20 protein-coding genes are annotated in these 20,166 nt (G+C 64.5%); 3 read left to right on the top strand and 17 right to left on the bottom strand.

The genetic code is table 11. The features are described 5' to 3' along the window. Position 1: 1 nt before the first annotated feature. Together DY467_RS18280 and bchF are read right to left on the bottom strand one after the other, a co-directional pair. A complete protein-coding gene (locus DY467_RS18280) occupies positions 2-1,291 on the bottom strand; it encodes a ferredoxin:protochlorophyllide reductase (ATP-dependent) subunit N (RefSeq protein WP_164572280.1) in 1,290 nt (429 codons plus the stop codon). Beyond that, a complete protein-coding gene (bchF, locus tag DY467_RS18275) occupies positions 1,288-1,773 on the bottom strand; it encodes a 2-vinyl bacteriochlorophyllide hydratase (protein ID WP_107343551.1) in 486 nt (161 codons plus the stop codon). The genes DY467_RS18280 and bchF overlap by 4 nt, the downstream gene beginning before the upstream one ends. Positions 1,774-2,302: 529 nt before the next feature. Here bchF and DY467_RS18270 point away from each other — a divergent pair. Both DY467_RS18270 and DY467_RS18265 read left to right on the top strand, forming a co-directional pair. After that, positions 2,303-2,986 (top strand): cobalamin B12-binding domain-containing protein, encoded by a 684-nt coding sequence (locus DY467_RS18270; RefSeq protein WP_234820135.1) that lies wholly within the window; start codon positions 2,303-2,305, stop codon positions 2,984-2,986. Between the two features lie 60 nt (positions 2,987-3,046). Then, entirely contained in the window at positions 3,047-3,709 is a 663-nt protein-coding gene (locus DY467_RS18265) for a biliverdin-producing heme oxygenase (protein WP_164638040.1), read from the top strand. Positions 3,710-3,966: 257 nt separating this feature from the next. On the opposite strand, the gene DY467_RS18260 is transcribed toward DY467_RS18265, so the two are convergent. Beyond that, positions 3,967-6,162, bottom strand: a complete 2,196-nt coding sequence (locus tag DY467_RS18260) for a GAF domain-containing protein (RefSeq protein WP_164638038.1) — start codon at positions 6,160-6,162, stop codon at positions 3,967-3,969. Then, the gene (gene ppsR / locus DY467_RS18255) at positions 6,163-7,554 is read right to left on the bottom strand and encodes a transcriptional regulator PpsR (RefSeq protein ID WP_164638036.1); all 1,392 of its coding nucleotides are present in this window, start codon (positions 7,552-7,554) and stop codon (positions 6,163-6,165) included. A 321-nt stretch (positions 7,555-7,875) separates the two neighbouring features. Between ppsR (DY467_RS18255) and DY467_RS18250 the strand changes: the two genes are divergently transcribed. Next, entirely contained in the window at positions 7,876-8,295 is a 420-nt protein-coding gene (locus DY467_RS18250; protein ID WP_011157096.1) for a c-type cytochrome, read from the top strand. A gap of 121 nt (positions 8,296-8,416) precedes the next feature. Here the strand turns inward: DY467_RS18250 and DY467_RS18245 are convergent, their stop codons facing one another. From DY467_RS18245 to bchY, 13 genes are all read right to left on the bottom strand, one after another. Next, positions 8,417-8,689 (bottom strand): hypothetical protein, encoded by a 273-nt coding sequence (locus DY467_RS18245; RefSeq protein ID WP_164573483.1) that lies wholly within the window; start codon positions 8,687-8,689, stop codon positions 8,417-8,419. Between the two features lie 33 nt (positions 8,690-8,722). Next, entirely contained in the window at positions 8,723-9,187 is a 465-nt protein-coding gene (locus tag DY467_RS18240; protein WP_011157094.1) for a TspO/MBR family protein, read from the bottom strand. 19 nt (positions 9,188-9,206) lie between these two features. Then, entirely contained in the window at positions 9,207-10,412 is a 1,206-nt protein-coding gene (locus DY467_RS18235; protein WP_164638034.1) for a geranylgeranyl diphosphate reductase, read from the bottom strand. A 1-nt stretch (position 10,413) separates the two neighbouring features. Further along, entirely contained in the window at positions 10,414-11,730 is a 1,317-nt protein-coding gene (locus DY467_RS18230) for a BCD family MFS transporter (protein ID WP_164638032.1), read from the bottom strand. Between the two features lie 2 nt (positions 11,731-11,732). Next, a complete protein-coding gene (chlG, locus tag DY467_RS18225) occupies positions 11,733-12,626 on the bottom strand; it encodes a chlorophyll synthase ChlG (RefSeq protein WP_234820134.1) in 894 nt (297 codons plus the stop codon). Beyond that, positions 12,619-14,052 carry a transcriptional regulator PpsR gene (gene ppsR / locus DY467_RS18220; RefSeq protein WP_107343542.1) on the bottom strand — a complete coding sequence of 478 codons (1,434 nt, stop codon included), beginning with the start codon at positions 14,050-14,052 and terminating at the stop codon, positions 12,619-12,621. Before ppsR (DY467_RS18220) ends, chlG begins: the two co-directional genes overlap by 8 nt. 285 nt (positions 14,053-14,337) lie before the next feature. Beyond that, entirely contained in the window at positions 14,338-15,261 is a 924-nt protein-coding gene (gene pufM, locus DY467_RS18215) for a photosynthetic reaction center subunit M (protein WP_107343541.1), read from the bottom strand. A 27-nt stretch (positions 15,262-15,288) separates the two neighbouring features. Beyond that, positions 15,289-16,122 carry a photosynthetic reaction center subunit L gene (gene pufL / locus DY467_RS18210; protein WP_107354746.1) on the bottom strand — a complete coding sequence of 278 codons (834 nt, stop codon included), beginning with the start codon at positions 16,120-16,122 and terminating at the stop codon, positions 15,289-15,291. Positions 16,123-16,253: 131 nt separating this feature from the next. Then, positions 16,254-16,445, bottom strand: a complete 192-nt coding sequence (gene pufA / locus DY467_RS18205; protein ID WP_011157087.1) for a light-harvesting antenna LH1, alpha subunit — start codon at positions 16,443-16,445, stop codon at positions 16,254-16,256. Positions 16,446-16,460: 15 nt separating this feature from the next. After that, a complete protein-coding gene (pufB, locus tag DY467_RS18200; RefSeq protein ID WP_011157086.1) occupies positions 16,461-16,658 on the bottom strand; it encodes a light-harvesting antenna LH1, beta subunit in 198 nt (65 codons plus the stop codon). Positions 16,659-16,811: 153 nt separating this feature from the next. Further along, positions 16,812-17,036, bottom strand: coding sequence for a hypothetical protein (locus DY467_RS18195; protein WP_107346496.1), 225 nt, complete (start codon positions 17,034-17,036; stop codon positions 16,812-16,814). A 76-nt stretch (positions 17,037-17,112) separates the two neighbouring features. Next, positions 17,113-18,561 carry a chlorophyllide a reductase subunit Z gene (bchZ, locus tag DY467_RS18190; RefSeq protein WP_164638030.1) on the bottom strand — a complete coding sequence of 483 codons (1,449 nt, stop codon included), beginning with the start codon at positions 18,559-18,561 and terminating at the stop codon, positions 17,113-17,115. Further along, complete coding sequence (gene bchY, locus DY467_RS18185) at positions 18,561-20,150, bottom strand: chlorophyllide a reductase subunit Y (protein WP_164638028.1); 1,590 nt, start codon at positions 20,148-20,150, stop codon at positions 18,561-18,563. The genes bchZ and bchY overlap by 1 nt, the downstream gene beginning before the upstream one ends. Positions 20,151-20,166: the final 16 nt, after the last annotated feature.

Genomic DNA, 20,166 nt, shown 5'->3' with positions numbered 1-20,166 from the left:
GTCAGGCCACCAACTTGGCGCGCCGCACCAGCGGCCGCGCGAACAATTCAGCAAGATCGGCCGCCTGCTCGTATCCCTGGATCGGGGTGAACACGAGTTCGATCGACCATTTGGTTGTGATGCCTTCCGCTTCGAGCGGATTGGCGAGACCGAGGCCGCACACCACGATATCGGGACGCGCGATGCGGCAGCGGTCGAGCTGATCGTCGACGTCCTGACCTTCGGTCAGCGCGACTTCGGCCGGCAGCAGCTTGAGCTCTTCGGCGAGCTGCTCGCGGTGCAGATACGGCGTCGCGACTTCGACGAGCTGCATGTCCAGCTCACGCGACAGGAAGCGCGCCAGCGGAATCTCGAGCTGCGAATCCGGGAAGAAGAAGATACGCCGGCCGCCCAGCTCGCTCTTGAACGCAGCGAGCGCACGCTCGGCGCGGGCGCGGTTGGGCGCAGTGACTTGATCGAACTTCGCCGGGTCGACACCGAACGCATCGGCCGCAGCACGCAGCCAGCCGGTGGTGCCTTCGACGCCGAGCGGGAACGGCGCCGCGAGGCGCTTGGCGCCGCGCTCTTCCAGGGCCCGCACGGTGTCGGGCAGGAATGGCTGCGCCATCAGGATCTTGGTGTTCGGCCCGACGCTCGGCAGCGCGGTCGACTTGCGCGGCGGGAAGAACGCGACATTGCCGATGCCGAGCGCGTCGAACATCCGCGCGAACTGATCTTCCACCACGTCGGCGAGCGAACCGATCACCAGCAGCGACGGCTTGGTATCGGTCTGCGCCGGAAGCTCCGGCACCAGCGACGCCAGACAGGCGTCTTCACCCTGGGTGAAGGTGGTCTCGATGCCGCTGCCCGAGTAGTTGAGGATGCGCACGCCCGGCGAGAACCGCTGCGACAAGCGGAGCGCGGCGCGCGACAGATCGAGCTTGATGACTTCCGACGGGCACGAGCCGACCAGGAACAGGAGCTTGATGTCGGGTCGGCGCGCCAGCAGCTGCGTCACCACACGATCGAGCTCATCATTGGCGTCGGTGAGACCGGCCAGATCCTTCTCTTCCATGATCGCCGTGCCGAATCGCGGCTCGGCGAAGATCATCACGCCGGCGGCCGACTGGACCAGATGCGCGCAGGTGCGCGAGCCGACCACGAGGAAGAATGCGTCCTGGATCTTACGATGCAGCCAGACGATGCCGGTCAACCCGCAGAACACCTCGCGCTGTCCGCTCTCGGTGCGGATTTCGCGAGCGACCAGCTGATCCGCGGTCGCGGTCGAACAACCTGTGACGTGAGCGGTCATGCGCGGCTCCCGGACACCGAGGGCTCACGCAGGCCGGCCAGACGTTCGTCGCGGCGCGCGGCGCGCAGCTTGAGGACGAACTGGGTGGCGTTGACGACGTAAGTCGCATAGGCCGCGAGCGCGACGTACATCTGATCGCGCGCATCGCCGAGGCCGAGGAACAGCATCACCAGATAGACGGTGTGCAGCGCCAGCACGAGGAAGCTGAACACGTCCTCCCAGAAGAACGCGGGCGCGAACAAGTAACAGCCGAAGACTTCGCGCTCCCAAATCGCGCCGGTGATCATGATGGTGTAGAGCACCAGCGTCTTGATCACGACCGACACGGTCGCAGCGGTGTAGCCATCACCGGTTCCGAGATAGCGGAGCACCAGACCGAGGCTGACGAGGAAGACGACGAACTGGACCGGCGCCAGGATACCCTGCACCAGCGTCCATTTTGTTGCGTCTCGGCGAACCCGCTCTTCGGGCGTGTAGAGCATCTTAACCGTCTGCTTTTGCTGAGAAACCGACCCAGCGGTGCCATCGTGCGGCACAGCACCCTCCGCGCTCTTCATGTAAAGAACGTTTGACACGTGCGTGTCGCGGTGGTGCGATACCGGAACGTTAGATTGGGAGGCCGGGACTGTCGCACCGAGACCCTCTTTTTCTTGATCTGATGCTGACGGACGATGCACCGCGCCACTCCCTAAAGTGCGGCTGATCAACAAAGGCTAGTCTCCACACATGCCACTGTCAATCAAACCATACGTAAATTAAACTTGACGGTCTGTCGGCCGTCAGCCTTAAGTCGAAGGTCAGGGAGTACCGCTCATGACGGACTGGGACGACCATCCGATCGCGGCCATTGCCGACGCCGAACCGGCCAACCTCCCGGTGACGCCCCTGCCCCCTCCGATCCCGGAGCCACTCTGGCGAGCACGCCCCCGGGTCCAGACCTCTGCCATTGCCCTATCGCTTCGAACGCTCACCCATTCCCGAATTAAGCTGCACACGATCCCGTTTTCGAACATGTCCGCCCCGGTCGATCCTGGTACGCCTTTCGGTGTGCAGCACTTCACCCTGCTGGTTCTCGGTCACGACGAGACTGCTGCCTTCGACTACGTGGAGAGTCTTATCGCGCAGGGGACTGCCACCGAATTGATCTTCCTCAACCTGCTCGCGCCGGCTGCGCAGCGCCTCGGCGAGATGTGGGAGCACGACAGCGCGAACTTCCTCAACGTCACGCTCGGCGTCAGTCGACTGCAACGAATTCTTCGCCATCTCGGCGAAAGCGTTGCCGATGATCACCGCGCCAGCGGTGGTGGCACGGTGCTGCTGACCACGCTGGACGGCGAACAACACAGCTTCGGGCTGACGATGGTCGCAGAGTTCTTCAGGCGCGATGGCTGGGACATTTGGACCGGACCATTCAACACGCGCCGCGAGATGATGTCGCTGGTGCAGGAACGCATGTTCGACGTCGTCGGCTTTTCGGTCGGCGGCGATCGCCACCTCGATCAGCTCAAGCGCTACGTCCAGGACATCCGCCGCGACTCGCGCAATCGCGACGTTGCGATCCTGCTCGGCGGCCCGTTGCTGCTGCTCAGGCCGGAACTGATCCGCTCGATCGGAGCGGATGGCTATGCGGTCGATGGCGCGACCGCGCCACGGCTCGCCCGCGCGCTGGTCCACGCCGCGCGAAACAAGAGCTGACGCGGGTTCGCAATCGCGAATCGATTTCTGCTATAACGCCTCCTGCATTGGAGGCTTGGTATGGTGGTGGAAGCAGCGGAGCGCGGCGCCGAGAGCGTCGTCACCGCGTTGTATGTGCGGACCCGACAGCTGCATCTGGAAGCCGAGAAGTCGGGCATCCTCTCCGAGATTCTGCACGGCACCGCTGGCCGCGATGGCTACACGCTGTTGCTGCGCAATCTGCATCCGGCCTATCGGGCGATCGAAGCGGGCATCGAACGCCACCGCGACAATCCGATCCTGGCGCCGCTTGCCGCGCATCCGCTGGCCCGCACGCCGGCGATCGAATCCGACCTCGCCGCACTTGCCGGCGCAGATTGGCACGAGCGGCTGCCGGTGCTGCCGGCGGCGGAAGCTTATGCCGAGCGGATCACGGAGGTGAGCGAAGGCGACGGCAGCCGCCTGATCGCGCATGCCTACACCCGCTATCTCGGCGATCTCAACGGCGGACAGATCGTGCGCCGGCTGCTGGAGAAGACCATGCAGCTCAGCGCCGCTGAACTCGCCCACTACGACTTTTCGGCAATCGGCGATCCGGCCTCCTTGAAGACCGAATACCGCGAAGCACTGGAGCGCGCCGGCGCGGCGGCTCCCGATGCAGCAGCGGTGATCGAGGAAGGCGCGGTCGCATTTACCTGCAACATCGCGCTCTCGGTCGCGGTGCAGCAGCATCTGGCTGCTTAAACTCCTTCATCGATTGATTGCAGCCGATATGGTCCTTGTGAAGGGTACTGAGTCCTCGTCCTGAGGAGCCCGGCAAAGCCGGGCGTCTCGAAGGATGAGGAGCCGCATCGCCTGCGGCGCATGGTTCGAGACGGCGCTTTGCGCCTCCTCACCATGAGGTTCTTCGTGTTGCAAAGATCGAGAGTCGCAGCCTGTCTCGATCGACCACAGAGCTGCTTAGGCGCTGGTCGCCACGCCTGCGGCTGAGAGACGCAGCGCTAAGTCTTATTCTGCGAGCCGTTGTTGGAGCTGTCGCTGCCGGCGGTGCGCGCCGCGTGCTGCACCAGATGGCCGAGCACTTCGGCGGTGCGCAGCATCGACTGGCGGACGCCTTCGAGCAGTTCTGCGATTCGTCCGGTCTCGACGCCGTAGGTGATCTCCAACGCGGCGAGCTGCGCGTTCTCGACCAGCGCCGACAGCAGCTTCTCGTGCAACAGGTCCGACCTGGAGTCGAGCCGCACGCCGGGACGCGCGCTGGCGAGAATGCCTTCCTGGAAACGCGTGCGTGCGGCATCTGCCGTGCGACGATCGGTAGCGTCGCTGAAGATCAGCACGAAGCCGAGCGACTGATCCTCCGTCCGCGTCACCGGATCGGCGCGCACCGCCAGCGGCAACGGGCTGTTGCCGGCGCCGCGCAGCAGAACCTCGCCGCGCCAGCCACGGCCGTGATCGATCAGCTCGGCGACGTTGCGCAGGAAGTCGTTGGATTCGACGAACAGGCCGGCGAGATCGTCGAGATGGACGGCCGACGGCGAACCCGCCGGCAGCATCTCGCGGAACGAGTCGTTCATCAGCAGGATGCGGCCTTCGGAGTCGGTGATCAGCACCGGCTGCATCGAGGCATGCACCTGAGACGAAAACTGTTCGTATTGTTCGCGGGCGATCAATGTCCGCACCGCGCGGAATTGCAGCACGATGTCGGCGACGGTCTGCCCGATCGTGCGGGCTGCGGCGAGATCGGCGGCGGTCCACGGATCGGACGTGCCTTCGACCACCTGATGCCATTTGGCGAAGGAGCGCCGCGGCGACAGATCCGCCGGCGTATCGCCCATCGTGAACGGCTTCTTCGGATCGCCGCCCCAGGTGACGGTGTGGACGCGCTCGGGGCGGAACCACATCAGAAACTCGCCGCGGTGATCCGAAATCGGCGCCGCGACCACGCCGCTCGCCATCCGCGTCAGATGTGCGAGCTCCGGCACGTCGAGACCCAGCGAAGCGGTCGACGTCACCGCCGTGCGCGGCTGGCGATCGAGCCAGGCGGCAATCTCGCGGACATCCTGCGTGGCCGGCACTTCGCCGATCGTTCGGATCTGATCTTCGTACACCAGCGCGCAGCCGGCGGCGTGTAGCGGCTGCAGAATCGATTGCGTGGTGTCGAAGATCGCCGCACGCCAGTCGCCCTCACGGGTGATCGCCTCGATCATGCGCTGCTCGAGCCGCTGCACGAACAGCTCCGACTGGCTTTGCGCGAAGCTTTCGAGCGCGGTGATCCGCGTCGCCATCGCTTCCGCAAGCAGCTCGCAGATCGCCCGCAATTCGAAATGGATGAAGCGCGGCAGATAGTGGTGGCAGGCGATCAGGCCCCACAGCTTGCCACCGACCACCAGCGACACCACCAGGGTGGCGCGCACGCCCATGTTCTTCAGGTACTGCAGATGGATCGGTGACATCGAGCGCAGGAAGCAGCCCGACATGTCGAGGTCGCGCCCGGTGAGCGGCGACAGCCGCGGCTGCAGCGGCACCGGCTGGTAGCCGACATCGACCAGCACGCGAACGCGCTGCCGCTCGTACAGCCGCCGCGCCATCTGCGGAATGTCCGACGACGGATAGCGGTTGCCGAAATAGGATTCGAGCCCGGGCACGTGGCGCTCGGAGAACACTTCGCCGTGGCCCTGCTCGTCGAAGCGATACACCATCACCCGGTCGTAGCCGGTGCGCTGCTGGAACAGCAGCGCGGCGTCGTCGCACAGCGCGCGCAGCGATCCCGCCGTACGGATGCGCTCCAACGCCGGCGCCAGCGTGCCGGACAGATCGATCGGCGGGCCGGCGCGTTCGAGTTCGATGATCATCCCGCCTTCCGGCGGCCGATGGATCAAGCCATCATATTCCGCCGAGGGATTGCCGATCCGGCAGCGCACCGCAACCGGCATGCCTTCGGCGGTGGGATCGAGATGCGGCAGGATCTTGATCAACAGATCGCCGTCGATCTCGGCGAGCGGAACGCCGAGCACGTTTCCGAGGTTCAGGAATTCGGCGGCGTTGGCGCTGGCCTGGATGACGCGATGATCCGGCTCGCTGACGACCAGAAGCGCGCCGTGCGGCTGGATCGAGGCGGCGAGGTGAATTTCTTCACGTTCGCAATTCGAAAGATCGGCAGTCCCGAATGCGGGGCTGCCAGAGGCATGACCTGCCACTCAATCCTCTGCGTCGTCTGAGGCGCTCTCTGCACCGTCGGCAGCAGCAGCGACGGCACCTTTGTCGTCGAAGCCGTAACGGTTGAGTTTTGCATAAAGACTCTGCCGGCTCAATCCGAGCAGTTCGGCAGTTGCCGTGCGGTTCCCCTTGGATCGCAGCAGCGCTTCCTTGACGTAGTGCTGCTCGACGATGCTCACGGCATTCTTCACCAGCTTGCGCAGCGAGGATCGCCCGAGCTGCTTGCTGATCGGACCGAGCGCCTGCCGCAAGGCATCGTTGTCGTCGGCAGCGTCGAGCCGCCGCGCGACATTGCGCATCAGCACGCCGATGTACTGATCCTCTTCGCCATCGACGGCCGAGACTTCGATTTCGGTCTCGGTGCCGAGCTCGCCGCGGATCGTGGTCTGGAACAGCCGCACGGTCTTGTAGCGCCGCAGCAGCGTCAGCAGGCTCGACAGATCGGCACCCGGGCGGCCCATCCAGCTGCCCAGCGATCGTCCGACCGCCGCGGGCTTGGAGCCGATCTGCACCAGATCGAGAAACGCCTGATTGACGTGACGGACGACACCTTCCGAATCCAGCGCGACGAAACCATCGGGAATGCGGTCGATCAGTCCGCGCAGCACGGCGTCGTCGTCGACTTCGTCGATCGCGGGCGTCGTCGTCACCGGGGTGAAATGCAGCAGGAAGACCTGACGGCGTTCCGACGACATCAGCGAGCCGCGCAGCATCCAGGCGCGGTCATAGCGGCCGAGATGGACGAGGACGCTGAGCGCGGTGCCGCGCTGACGAACCTGGGCCAGCATGTCGCGCACCGCATCGCGATCGGCAGCCGCAACTTCGGCGAGGAAATCGCGACCGGCGAGGTCGTCATTGCCGCGCTCGCGGCTGATCGCATTGGCCGCCGCGCGGTTGGCTTCGACGATGCGCATATCTCCGGCGGAGACGATCATCACCGCATCGGCGGCGGCGTCGAACACCAGCCGGTAGCGGGTCTCCAGTTCACGCAACCGCCAATAGTCGCGCTCCATCGCCTGCTGCGCCGCGATCAGGCGGGAATGCAGCTCGGTGACGGCCTGCATGTTCTTGCCGACCGCGATCATGCCGGTGCGATCGCCCAGCAGCATCGTGGTGAATTCGATCGGGATTTCGACGCCGCTCGGGAAAGGCTGATTGATTTGGCGGAAAGCCGAGATGCCGCTGCGGCGGGCGTCTTCCACCATGCGGCGAACCTTGTCGCCACCGTCGGTGCCGGCGATGTCGCTCCAGCGACGCCCCAGCCAACCGTCCACGCTTTCAGCCGCCATTGTCGGAGACAGAGTGGCTTCGCGAATCACACCCTCCATATCGAGCAGAAGGGTGATGTCGGCATGAACGGATTTTGACGCCATGAGCTCCGCTCGCACACAGCGGGGCGTCAATACGACGCATTGTCCAGAACACCGCCGTGCTCACAAGCACTTATGCAGGTTACGCCCCCTTGACAAGGGCCTGTTCGGGCCAGGGAAGGGAAAATTAGCCGAATTGTCTAACCGGTAATATAATTTCGACAGATCAACGTCATCTAGCACAAACGCATCGAACGGACGGTGTCCAATTGTGTTAGAACGACTTTACAGAACCGATCAGAACGGGTTTGGATGCGACTGTTTGTCGTGGCCTACGAGGCCCGGGGTCGCTTGACGCCAAGACGGGTTCTTAAGGAGAGAGACGTGGTCAAAAAACTTCTCACAATTCTCAGCATCGCCGCTACCGCCGGATCTCTGTCGATCGGCACTGCCTCGGCTCAGGACGCCAAGGCGGGTGAGGCGGTGTTCAAGCAGTGCATGACCTGCCACCGCGCCGACAAGAACATGGTCGGTCCGGCTCTCGGCGGCGTCGTCGGCCGTAAGGCGGGTACCGCGGCTGGGTTCACCTATTCGCCGCTGAACCACAACTCGGGTGAAGCGGGTCTGGTCTGGACCGCTGACAACATCATCAACTACCTCAACGATCCGAACGCGTTCCTGAAGAAGTTTCTGACCGATAAGGGTAAGGCTGATCAGGCGGTTGGCGTCACCAAGATGACCTTCAAGCTCGCCAACGAGCAGCAGCGTAAGGACGTGGTCGCCTACCTGGCCACCCTCAAGTAAGTCGATCAGACTTAACGACGCTTTGGAATCACAAGGGCTTCGGTTCGCAAGAACCGAAGCCCTTCGTGTTTTGGGAAGCCTTCTGACCGCGCGCCGGGAGCGTCCGCGCCCTGCCCGGTCTTCAGCGCCAGCGGCGCAGCACGTCGACCAGATGCGCGCCGCCCGCAGCCATCAGGCACAGCGTCGGCACCATCCAGCCCGCGCCGGCGAGCACGGCGCGCAGCGCCAGCAGCATCAGCGCGCCGGAGATCATGCCCGGCAGGAAGTCGGCCGGCGCGATGCCGCGCTTGCGCCACAGCCAATAGCCGATCACCGCGATCGCCTCGACGAGCAGGAAGATCAGCACCGCGTCGACCACGGTGCCGCTGGCGAACAGTTCGGACATCATCTGCATGGCGGCTCTCGATGCGACCGCATCGTCAGGGGCTCAGAACGGCGTGTTCAGCGCGACCACGGTCCAGTTGAGGTAGGCGGCGAACGTCACCCAGACCAGATACGGCAGCAGGTAGTAACTGGCGGTGCGGGCGCTGCGCCAGAACACCACGACGCCGGCCAGCACCGACAGCCACAACAGCGGCACTTCGAGCAGCGCCCAATCGGGCCGCCGCACCGTGAAGAACAGCATGCTCCACAGCACGTTGAAGAAGCCGTTGGCGGCGAACAGGCCGATCACCCAGTCGCGTTGCGCGCGGGTGCGGGCGCCGCGCCAGGCGTACACCGCCGACATCGCGGCGAGCGCGAAGATCACCGTCCAGGCCGGACCGAACGCCCAGTCCGGCGGCTGCCACCACGGTTTCACCAGGCTTTGGTACCAAGTCCCGGTGTCGGTCAGCGAGCCGCCGAGCAGACCAACGAAGATTGCGACGGCGGCCGCAACAAAGATCGGATTCACAAGCCACCGCCTGCAGGTATCAGACCGAAGCCAGCCCCGTCATGTGGGCCAGGTTCTTGAAGAAGATCCGGACGTGGGCGATCGGTTTCGCCCGCACCAGCTTTTTGTTCATGTAGGCGTCCCACGTCAACTTCTGCACGTCGCGATCGCGGCAGATGCTGACGAATTGTTCGCGGCGCTTGTCGTTGGCGTACCAATACCACTGCATCAGGCCGAGGATCCGGAACACCGAACCGTTGCCGCGCATGAAGCGCTTGCGGGCCAGCTTCAGCGCCTTGGCGTCGGCCGTCTGCAGGAATTCCTCGACCGCTTCGGCGGCGAGCCGGCCGCCGAGCAGCGCGTAGTAGATGCCTTCGCCCGACGCCGGCGCGACCACGCCCGCGGCATCGCCGGCGAGCAGCACGCTGTGGCCGTCGTCCCAGCGCGGCAGCGGATGCAGCGGGATCGGCGCGCCTTCCTTGCGGATGGTCTCGACCTCGTCGAGGCCGGTCTGCTTGCGCAGCTCCGCGACCGAATCGCGCAGCGAGAAGCCCTTGTGCATCGAGCCGGTGCCGACGCTGACCGTATTGCCGTGCGGGAACACCCAGCCGTAGAAGTCCGGCGAGACGTGGCCCTGATAGTACACGTCGCAGCGGCGGCTTTCATAAGCGGCTTTCTGCTCAGCGGTCGGCGCCTTGATAATCTCGTGATAGGCGAACACGAACGGCACGCGGTCGGCGTCCTGCAGGAACTGCCGCGCCACGCCCGACACCGCGCCATCGGCGCCGATGATCGCGCGGCAGCGCACCGTCTGGTCGATCATCGACCCATCCGGGCCGCGCCCTTCGTAGTGCACCGTGTTGACGCCGGCTTCGTCGCGGCTGAACCGCTTGAACAGGCCGGTGCGCCGCTCGGCGCCGACGGTCGCGGCGCGCTGGCGCAGCCACTCGTCGAAATGCTCGCGGTCGACCATGCCGACGAAGCCGCCGTCAATCGGCATGTCGACCTCGACATTGCTCGGCGACACCATCCGGGCGGCGTTGATCTTGGCGACCAGCATGCTGTCGGGAATCGCGAAATCGCGGATCGCGCGCGGCGGGATCGCGCCGCCGCACGGCTTGATACGGCCGGCGCGGTCGAGCAGCACCACCCGCTTGCCGGCGCGCGCCAGATCGCACGCCGCAGTAGCGCCGGCAGGGCCGCCGCCGACGACAACGACATCGTAAATTGCGGAGCTATCACTCATTTCAACCTCCGGCGACTGCTGCATTGGCCAAATCAACGTCACGACGATTTTGCGCGCGATGCACCCACACAGCCATCGCCGCCGACACCACAAACAAACCAGCTTCCGCGGCGAACACCGCCGCATAGGACAAAGCGGGCGCCCCCAGGATCAGGCGCGCCAGGTCGCTCGCCAGCGTGCCGATGAAGCCGCCGATGCCGAACGCGATCGCCTGCGCGGCGCCCCACAGCCCCATCCGCACGCCTTCGCGATGCTCGCCGCCGGCGCCGACCAATTCCATCATCGAGCCGATCGCCGCGACCGCATAAGCGCCGTTGGTGACGCCGAGCATGAACACGGTGCCGCGCAGCGGCCAGCTCGGACCGACGATCGCGGCCGACGACAGCCCGAGCAGCGCGATCGCCGACGCGATACAGCCGCCGATCGTCCAGATCTGCAGATTGCCGCGTGTCCTTGGAAACAGCGCGCCGATGATCGGCACCATCGCCATGCCGATCAGCGTGCCGCCGTGCTGCACGCTCGACAGCTTGGTGGTCTCGCCCGGCGTGAAGCCGAACACCGCGCCGGCAAACGGCTCCAGGATCAGATCCTGCGCGCTGTAGGCCAGCATCGACACGAACACGAAGATCGCAAACCGCCGCGCCTGCGGCTCGTGCCAGACCTCGAGGAAAGCCTTGCGGAACGACCCCTTCGGCGCCGCCGCGGGTGCCGCGACCGCGGCGCGGCCCTCGACGCCCCACACGCCCGCGAAGGTCAGCACCATCGCGATCAGCGACACACCGCCCGACACTGCGATCAGGCGCTGCGGCGAGAACGGATCAAGCAGCTGGCCGGCGATCGCAGTGGTGACGATGAAGCCCGCGATCATCATCACCCAGACGATCGTGGCCGCCGCCGCGCGGCGCTTCTCGTCAGTGCGCTTGGCCAGCAGCACCAGAAGCGACGTGCCGGCCGCGCCGACACCGCCGCCGATCAGGCAGAACGCGACGATCGCCAGCGCCGTACCGAACAGCGGCTGCACCGTCATCCAGGCGGTGGCGACCGCGGCCATGAAACCGCCGAGCGCCAGCACCGCCATGCCGCCGATGATCCACGGCGTGCGGCGCGAACCGCGGTCCGAGCCATGGCCCCAGGCGGGACGGAACACCTGCAGCGCGTAGTGAATCGCGACCAGCGCGCCGGGCAGCATCGCCGGCAACGCCAGCTCCACCACCATCACCCGGTTCAGCGTCGAGGTGGTCAGCACGACGATCGCACCAAGGCCGGTCTGCACCAGCCCCATCCGAACAATGCCGAGCCAGGACAGCGGTCGCATCATGATCAAGCTGCTCCGAACGATGAAACGGCGACGGCGCTGGCCATCATGCCGGACACATACAGCGCGACGCCGAGGCCCGAGAACCAGGTGGCGCGCTCGACCGGCGAGCGCAGAAACCGCACCATCAAGGCGAGCTGGACGACGAGCACGAAGCCGACGATGCCGGCCTGGATCGGCCGATCCCACGACAGCAGCAGCGCCACCACGATCACCTGCGGGATCGCCATCACGGCGCAGAGCACCCGCGCCGCGTTGTCGACGCCGAGCTTCACCGGCAGCGAGCCGACGCCGGTTTTGATGTCGCCTTCGATCGACTTGAAGTCGTTGAGCGTCATGATGCCGTGAGCGCCGGCGCTATACAGCAGTGCCAGCGTCACGATCCACCACGGCGGCAGGCCGCCGAGCATCACCGCGGCGCCGGTGAACCACGCGAAGCCTTCATAGGTGATGGCGCAGGCACCGTTGCCGAGCCAACCGTTCTGCTTCAGGCGGAACGGAGGCATCGAATACATCCAGGCCAGCACCAGGCCGAGCGCGGCGGCGCCGAACACCCAGGCGCCGAGCTGGCTGGCGACCAGCAGCGAGGCCGCAGTCCACAGGAACGACAGATACAGGCCCCAGCGGCCCGGAATGCGACCCGACGGAATCGGACGGTTCGGTTCGTTGATGGCGTCGACGTCGCGGTCGAACCAGTCGTTGACGACCTGGCTGGTGGCGACCAGCAGCGGGCCGCACAGCACGATGCCGGCGATGACTTCGACCCAACGCGTGGAGATCGGCACGCCGGACGACACGACGCCGCAGCCGAACGCCCACATCGGCGGAAACCAGGTGATCGGGTGCAGCACCTCGAGCACCGCCGAGGGCGCTGGACGCACGGCCACACTGTTACTCATCGGCTCCGTCTCCTTCCGGCGCATGTTCAGCTAAGCCGTACCGGCGCAATTTCACGTAGAGGCTCTGGCGGCTCAGTCCGAGCATATCTGCGGCCGAAGCGCGATTGTCGCCGGTCAATTCCAGCGCCGCCTCGATCGACAATTTTTCGATCACGTCGGTGGTCTCGCGCACCAAGTCGCGCAGCGGCACCCGGCCGATCAGTTCGGTGAGCTGCGCCACCGAGCGCGGCAGTTCGCGCTTCGACGTCGCCGCCGTGGTCAGCCGCTTCTCGACATTGCGGATCGCAAAGCCGAAGCATGGCTTGTCATCATTATCCTTGAGGGCGACCGCCGAGACTTCAACCTCGGCGACCGCGCCGTATTCGCCGCGTAGTACGGTGGCGAACAGTTTGATCGCCCCGCTCTGGCGCAGATTGGCGAGCGCCACTGACAGATCGACGCCGGTGCGGCCGAGCCAGCGATCGAGCAGCTCGCCGCGCGCCTGCTCGGCGCTGCCGAGCTGTGCCATCTCCAGGAACGCCAGATTGGCGCGGGCAACCCGGCCGTCATATTGCGTAATCACCAACGCATCGGCGGCGGATTCGAAATAGTTGAGCAGCAGCGACGCAGTCTTGGCGCTGCCGGCTTCGGGCGGCGCGCCGTGCGACGCGAGCCGCACCAGATACAGCGACGCATTCTCCTGGCGGAACAGCGACGCCGACAGCTCACATTCGCGGCGGCCATCGGCCAGCTTGACTCGGGCGCGACCGTCGCGGCCGGTCGAGCGCACATCGGCGAACAGGTTCAACACCGTCTGCTGATCGGCACCGTCGACGAATCCAATCACCGGCGCATTCAGCGCCTCGGGCGCGCTGGTATCGAACAATGCCAGCGTCGCCGGATTGGCATCCACGATGAGTTCACTCGCCGCATCCACGATCATCACCGCTTCCGACGACACCTGGAACAGCAGCCGGTACCTCGTCTCAGCGTGCCGCAGCCGGATGTAGTCGCGCTCCATCGATTGCTGCGCGTTGATTAACCGCTGCTGCATCATGGCGAGTTGACGCAGATCACGCCCCACCACCAGCAGGCGGTCGTCTCTCCCGAAATTGATCGCGGAATAAAGCACCGGAATGTCTTCGCCATTGGGCGAAGGATGGTTGACCTGCCGCCAGGTCGGGGCGTCGCGCACGGTGGCGTCGAGCAGTAATTCGCGGATCTTCGGCTGGGTATCGGAGGTGACGATGTCAACGAGCCGCGAGCCGAGCCAACGGCTCTGGCCGTCCAGCTCGTGGGCCAGTTCGTCCCTAGTAAACGCTACGTCCCGGATCACACCCTGCGGATCGACCACCAGCGCGACATCGGTCGCAGCGGCGATCAGCTTCGCAGCAGACTGTGCACCGAGATCCCCCAGCGACTCCTTCGGAGATTTGAACACTTGCACCAGGGCAAATATCCTCCAGCAAGAACTCGTCCCTCCACTCCGGCGTCTGCGTCCTAAAAGCCCAGCCCTGTTCTTAAAGTCTTCTCAGGCTTTGTTTTGTTGGCCTCTCAGGCGGAGTTGGAGGCGCTTCGTTTACAGCAGGCCGCTTCCCTCGTCACCAGTCAGCGGTACAAAAGAACCGCCTGCTGTCATCTTTCTCGGGAGCCGAAAGCAGAAGCGCGCGCCTGATTGGGTCTATAACCATCAGGCGCGCGCATCATTCGTTCAGATAGACGTGCGGTTGTATTACCGCGGCGGCGCCAGGCCGTGCTTCACGCCCCAATCGAACCAGTTGTCGACAACCGGACCGGTCAGGATGATGCCGATGGCACCGGTCAGCGGGCAGAGCACCGCGAACCACCAGGCCCAACGATGGATCGATTCGGCCGTCGCGTTGAAGCCCATCGTCCAGCGCCAGAACAGAGCAGCGCGTTCAAGTGCAGTACCGCGGTCCAGCATCTGCTCGATTTCGCGCTCGCCACCGTAGCGGCTCACAGCGAGGATGGTCGCACCGTGCATGGCGAACAGCAGGGCCGAGCCATACAGGAAGGCGATCGAGAGACAGTGGAAGGGGTTGTAGTACAGGTTACCGTACTTGATCGAGAAGTTGTTGGTCCAATCCAGGTGCGGGAAGATGCCGAACGGAGGTGCTTCACTCCAGGAGCCCATCAACACCGGCTGAATGAAGCCGAGCGCCAGGTACAGCAGGATCGCGGAAGCGAACGCCCACGACACGTGAGTGCCCATACCGAGCGCCCGCGAGCGCCGATAGGTGCGAACCCACCACAGGGCGATCGAGACGGTCAGGAAGAACCCGGCCATCAGCCACCAGCCACCTTCCTTCAGCGGCGGAATGGTCAGGCCGTATTCCGGCTTCGGCGGCTCGAGAGCCAGCCAGCAGAACTGACGCAGGAATTCGATCGGGCTCCAGTTCACCGACGCCAGCATATTGAGGCCGATGATCTCGAACGCGACCAACCCGCACAGCACGGAAGCCACACCGGTGAACCCGAGGTAGACAGGACCAACCTGCGCGTCACCGATTTTGCCGAGCCAGTAGTTGAACGTCGTCTGGGTCTCGCGAGGAGAGCTGCCGGGACGTAGCGGCACCCCCGCATAGGCAGGTCCTTCAACCTGGACCTGCGTAAAGATGTTCTGGTATTGGGCCATGACAAGACTCTCTTGTGACCGGTTGAATTACGGATTCCAGATCGGCAGGTTGCGCCACCAATTCCACCAATCGGGCCACGAACCACCTTCCGCCAGCACCGGACCGCTGAGGATCATGCAGACCGCGCTGAAGAACACGGCCGACAACGCCAGGAACAGACCGAGGCGGTGAATGCCGATGGTACCAATCGAGTAGCCGACGAGATCACGGAACACGGTGTTTTCATGTTCCGGAGACTTCACAGGTTCGCCACGGTCGGGATTGAGCGCCGACAGCACCAGGCCGCCATGCAGCGCGAGCGCCAGACAGGTGGTGAAGAAGAACGTGATCGCGATCATGTGCGCGGGATTGTAGTGGAACTGGCCGTAGGAGTAGCCGGTGTTCGACACCCAATCGAGATGCGTGAAGATGCCGTAGGGGAAGCCGTAGCTCCAGGAGCCCATCAGGACCGGACGGATCACCACCAGCGTAACGTAAGCGAAGATCGCGAAGCTGAAGGCGAACGGAACGTGGAAGCCAATGCCGAGCTTGCGGCAGATTTCGACTTCACGCAGCGCCCAGGTGACGAACGCGCCAGTCGCGCAGATGCTCACCCACTGCCAAATGCCGCCCTCGGCGAGCGGCGCAAATCCCAGACCGTATTTCGCGTCCGGCGGGTTGACGCTGATCTGCCAGAGATTCCAGGTGGGGCCGAGCGCGGTATTCCACGCGATCAGCGCAATGCCGATCAGCGCGAAGAACACGGTCATCACCCCGAAGATCCCAACGTAGAACGGGCCAACCCAAAAATCGAACAGGTCGCCCCCGATTAGCGTTCCGCCACGAACGCGGTATTTTTTCTCAAAGCTGAGCATTGCCATCGATCGTTCCTCCGCGTGCGAGCCAGGGAAAATCCATCGTCGTCGTCCAGTCCATGTCGCTTCCCGGAAGGGTGTGGGCCCGGCAGATCGGTCCGTTTCCCAGCCCTTCCGGCAAGCAGTGAGTCACGCCATTAGACCGGCATGCTCGGCGGAGTGAACGGCAGCGAGATCGACGCCGCCTTCGCCGCACGCGGACCATCGAGCCAGTTGAACCGGCTGGTGCTCAGCAGGATGAAGTGGATGATGATGGCCAGGCCGAACAGGAACACGAACAGCAGGACCAGCGCGCGACGCGGATCAAACAGAAGCCAAATTCGCCACATAGTAGTCGTCTCCCCTTAGCACAGGAACGAGGTCAGTTGATGAACGCTGTCCATCGCGTAGCCGGTCGCTTTGGGCAGCCACGGACGCCACATCCAGGCGAGGATGTGAGCGACAACCGCAACGACGATGAAGAGGAAGAAGCTGGTCACGAAGATCGAGTGGAATTCCTTGGCTTCCGCTTCGGAAAGTCCCGAGATGGAACCGTCACTCATTTGGTCACCTCCTAGTGATGGCCTTTCGGCCGACACGCCGCCCGAGCGAGGGCGGCAACGATTGCCGTATCGTTTCCGAAACGACAGCGATTTACCGTTTCGTCTCCAAAACGGCAGCCTTCCGTCCGGCGGAGGCCGGACGAAATCCCCGAATTACATTCCCATGAACGAGGAGGTCACCAGCACGCTTGCGGCGTTGTGAGCCTCGCTAAATACCGATTCCTGGGAGCCGGATTTCTTGCGCCACGGCATGGCACGCACCACGATGGCGCGAGTCAGAAACAGCGCGTAGCACGCACCGAACATCACCCGACATTCGAACGCGGCACTATCCGGTAGAACCCTCGAGCGACGGCCGGTGTGGACATAGTCGGACATCGTCATCTCCTCACTCTTGGATTGCTCATATTTGGTCGCGACATTGTGAAGCGCATTGTTCTAGCTCAAATCATCGTTACACCGATTGTCCGTCGAGCAGCGCAGCACGCGCTTTACTGACGAATTCGGTAGTGACTTTTTCCTGTCCGGCACGGCGCGCGCTGTTTTCAGCGGCATCGCGCAGACGTTTTGCCGCAGAGATTCGCACCAGCACCGGATGCTGCTCGAGCACTTCGTCGAGCAGCGCCTTGGCTTCGTCGCTCCACAGCAGTTCTTCGTGCCGGCGCGCAGGCGTCGGATCGACGCGATCGAGATCGCTGCCGAGCGGAAGAATGTTGAAAAGTGCGTCGAACAGCGCGTTACAGACTTCCTGCACCAGGTAAGTGGCGCCGGAATACCCCATGAACGGCGTGCCGGTGTGACGGCGGATCACAGCACCCGGGAATGACGCCGGAATGTACACGGCGCGACCACCGGTCTCGGCCAAGTACATTCTTTCGTTGTAGCTGCCGAACATGATCAGCGGCGGGGTCTGACGAATCGCCGCACGCACCGCTTCGTTGTCAGTCTTTTTGCCGACACAGCGCGAGATCGCGAAGGTGCACGGCAGCCCCATCTCGTCTTCGAGGAAATGCCGCACGCCGCGGGCATAGGTATCGGTCGCGACGATCGCGAAGCTGGCGGTGCCGAAGAAGTCCTGCGTCACCGACCGCCACAGATCCCACAGCGGCTTGATGGTGGTGTTCTTCTCGCGCTCGACAAACGGCTCCGGATCGAGGCCGGTGAGTTCACCGAGCTTGCGCAGGAAGCGCGTGGTCGAATGCAGACCGATCGGCGCCTGCAGGTACGGCCGCTCCAGTGATTCGCACAGCAGCCGGCCGAACTCGCGATACATGCAGACGTTGACGTCGGCATTCACCAGCTTGGGAATATCAGACAGGTGCGTGCCCAGCGGGAACACCATGTTGACTTCGGCGCCGATGCCTTCGATCAGCCGGCGGATTTCGGCGAGATCGGACGGCATGTTGAAGGTGCCGTAGATCGGTCCGATGATGTTGACCCGCGGCTTCTCGCCGTCCTTGCGTTTGCGCTCCGGAATCTTCTTCGGGCCGTATTCTTTCCACAGCCACGAGATCGCGCGGTCGGCGCTCTGCCACTGATCCTCATCGATGGTGCGCGGCAGGAAGCGCTTGATGCCGGTGCCTTCGGGCGTGACGCCGCCGCCGATCATTTCGGCGATCGAACCGGTGACGACGACGGCCGGCAGATAAGGATCAAGCGCCTTGTGGGCACGGTGCATCGCGCCTTCGGTGCCGAGCTTGCCGAGTTCTTCTTCGCCGAGGCCGGTGACGACGATCGGCAATTCGTGCGGCGGCAGCGCATCGGTGTAGTGCAGCACCGAGGTCACCGGCAGGTTTTCGCAACCGACCGGACCGTCGATGATCACCTGCAGGCCCTTCACCGCGGTGAAGGCGTACACGGCGCCCCAATAGCCGCCGGCGCGATCGTGATCGAGGACGAGCATCAGATCATCTCCTCCGCCTTGCGCTTCTTGGCTGCGGCTTCGATCTGCTTCTTGTACTTCTCGCGATAGGCAGGAACGTCCTTCGGAGTGTCTTCCCAGACGCCGGCGGCATAGCCCTGCCCGACGTCGCCGAAGAACTCCTTCATCTCGTCGAATCGCGCCTTGTTGCCGAGCGCGGCGTTGATCACTTGCGCCAGCGAGCCGGCACCGGCGGGACCGAACAGCGGCCGCGCCGAGATCAGGTTGGTGAAGTACAAGGCCGGGATCGACATCGTCTTGGCCTTCTGCACCACCGGGGTGGTGCCGATGGCGAGATCCGGCTTAAATTCATCGACCGCTGCGAAGTCCTGCTCAAGCGAAGCGCGGTACTGCACCCGCACGCCCTTGGCCTCGAGCCATTCGCGATCCGGATCCGACCACTGCGTGCGCGGCACCGCGGTGCCGACATAAGGCACGTTCGCGCCGCTCTCGATCAGCAGGCGCGCGACCAACAGCTCCGAGCCTTCGTAGCCCGACACGGTGATACGCGCATTGATCGGCTTGGCGGCGAGCGCGGCCTTGATAGCCGGCAGGAAACGATTCTTGGCGGCGTCGATCTTGGAGCGCTCGACGTTGCACGCCGTGCCGATCGCTTCCAGCCACGCTTCGGTGCCGTCGTGACCGACCGGCGCCGAGCCGACGACCTTGCGGCCGGCGAGATCGAACTGGCGGATGCACGATTTGTAGAACGGGTGAATCGCCGCAACGACCTGGCAGTCGAGCGCGGCATAGAGCTCGCGCCACTCGCGGGTCGGCACCACCGGACCCACGGCAAGGCCGAGCGGGTCGAGCATCAGGTTGATACCAACCGGATCGGCCGGGAACATTTCACCCAGCAGCGTCACGGTCGGACGCTCGCTGCGGCCGCCGCGCGGCGCCTGCACCGGGCCCTGCTCGGCCTCCTTGCGGGCGTATTCTAGCATCGCGCCGGACAGCACGTCCTTGGCCTCGGCGTGAGTCGGTACGCCGAATCCCGGCACGTCGATGCCGATGATGCGGACGCCATTGATCTCCTTCGGCAGCAGATCGAGCGGCACGCCCGACGCGGTCGGGACGCAGAGATTGGTGATGATGATGGTGTCGTACTGCGCCGGATCGGCCAGCTTGTACACCGCCTCGCGGATGTCTTCGAACAGCTTGCCGGTGACCAGCGTTTCCGAACTGAACGGCACGTAGCCGACGGTGCGGCGGGCGCCGTAGAAATGCGACACGAAGGTCAGGCCGTACACGCAGCAGGCCGAGCCGGACAGCACGGTCGCGGTGCGGCGCATCCGCAGGCCGACGCGGAGCGAGCCGAACGCCGGGCACATGCTCTGCGGCTGATCGTGCGGTCCCTTCGGATAGTCCTCGGCGTAGCGTTCGAGCACGTCGCTCTTGCCGGCGGCTTGCGCCGCCGCCTTCATCTCGGCAGCGCCGGCATGGCAGCCGAGACCGTCGGTTTTGGTCGCGGCTTCATTGATCGCGGGCGCGTCGGTGTCGACGGAAAAGTCCGCCGCATCGTCGCCGATCGATCCGGCGATACGGCCGGAATAACGAGACATCCCACTCATGACGAACTCCCGATCA

This window comes from Rhodopseudomonas sp. BR0G17, from assembly GCF_010907025.1.
Taxonomy (GTDB): Bacteria; Pseudomonadota; Alphaproteobacteria; order Rhizobiales; family Xanthobacteraceae; genus Rhodopseudomonas; species Rhodopseudomonas palustris_H.
The sequence above is the reverse complement of the archived record's forward strand: the minus strand, read 5'-3'. Positions and strand labels throughout refer to the sequence as shown.

Coding starts and splice junctions, on each gene's coding strand:
- DY467_RS18235 (WP_164638034.1), bottom strand. CDS start 10,412: ATGAGTGATAGCTCCGCAATTTACGATGTCGTTGTCGTCGGCGGCGGC.
- pufL (WP_107354746.1), bottom strand. CDS start 16,122: ATGGCAATGCTCAGCTTTGAGAAAAAATACCGCGTTCGTGGCGGAACG.
- DY467_RS18280 (WP_164572280.1), bottom strand. CDS start 1,291: ATGACCGCTCACGTCACAGGTTGTTCGACCGCGACCGCGGATCAGCTG.
- bchZ (WP_164638030.1), bottom strand. CDS start 18,561: ATGCTCGTCCTCGATCACGATCGCGCCGGCGGCTATTGGGGCGCCGTG.
- DY467_RS18230 (WP_164638032.1), bottom strand. CDS start 11,730: ATGATGCGACCGCTGTCCTGGCTCGGCATTGTTCGGATGGGGCTGGTG.
- DY467_RS18245 (WP_164573483.1), bottom strand. CDS start 8,689: ATGCAGATGATGTCCGAACTGTTCGCCAGCGGCACCGTGGTCGACGCG.
- DY467_RS18195 (WP_107346496.1), bottom strand. CDS start 17,036: ATGTCCGACTATGTCCACACCGGCCGTCGCTCGAGGGTTCTACCGGAT.
- pufB (WP_011157086.1), bottom strand. CDS start 16,658: ATGAGTGACGGTTCCATCTCGGGACTTTCCGAAGCGGAAGCCAAGGAA.
- DY467_RS18270 (WP_234820135.1), top strand. CDS start 2,303: ATGTCCGCCCCGGTCGATCCTGGTACGCCTTTCGGTGTGCAGCACTTC.
- bchY (WP_164638028.1), bottom strand. CDS start 20,150: ATGAGTGGGATGTCTCGTTATTCCGGCCGTATCGCCGGATCGATCGGC.
- chlG (WP_234820134.1), bottom strand. CDS start 12,626: ATGAGTAACAGTGTGGCCGTGCGTCCAGCGCCCTCGGCGGTGCTCGAG.
- pufM (WP_107343541.1), bottom strand. CDS start 15,261: ATGGCCCAATACCAGAACATCTTTACGCAGGTCCAGGTTGAAGGACCT.
- DY467_RS18265 (WP_164638040.1), top strand. CDS start 3,047: ATGGTGGTGGAAGCAGCGGAGCGCGGCGCCGAGAGCGTCGTCACCGCG.
- pufA (WP_011157087.1), bottom strand. CDS start 16,445: ATGTGGCGAATTTGGCTTCTGTTTGATCCGCGTCGCGCGCTGGTCCTG.
- ppsR (WP_164638036.1), bottom strand. CDS start 7,554: ATGGCGTCAAAATCCGTTCATGCCGACATCACCCTTCTGCTCGATATG.
- bchF (WP_107343551.1), bottom strand. CDS start 1,773: ATGCTCTACACGCCCGAAGAGCGGGTTCGCCGAGACGCAACAAAATGG.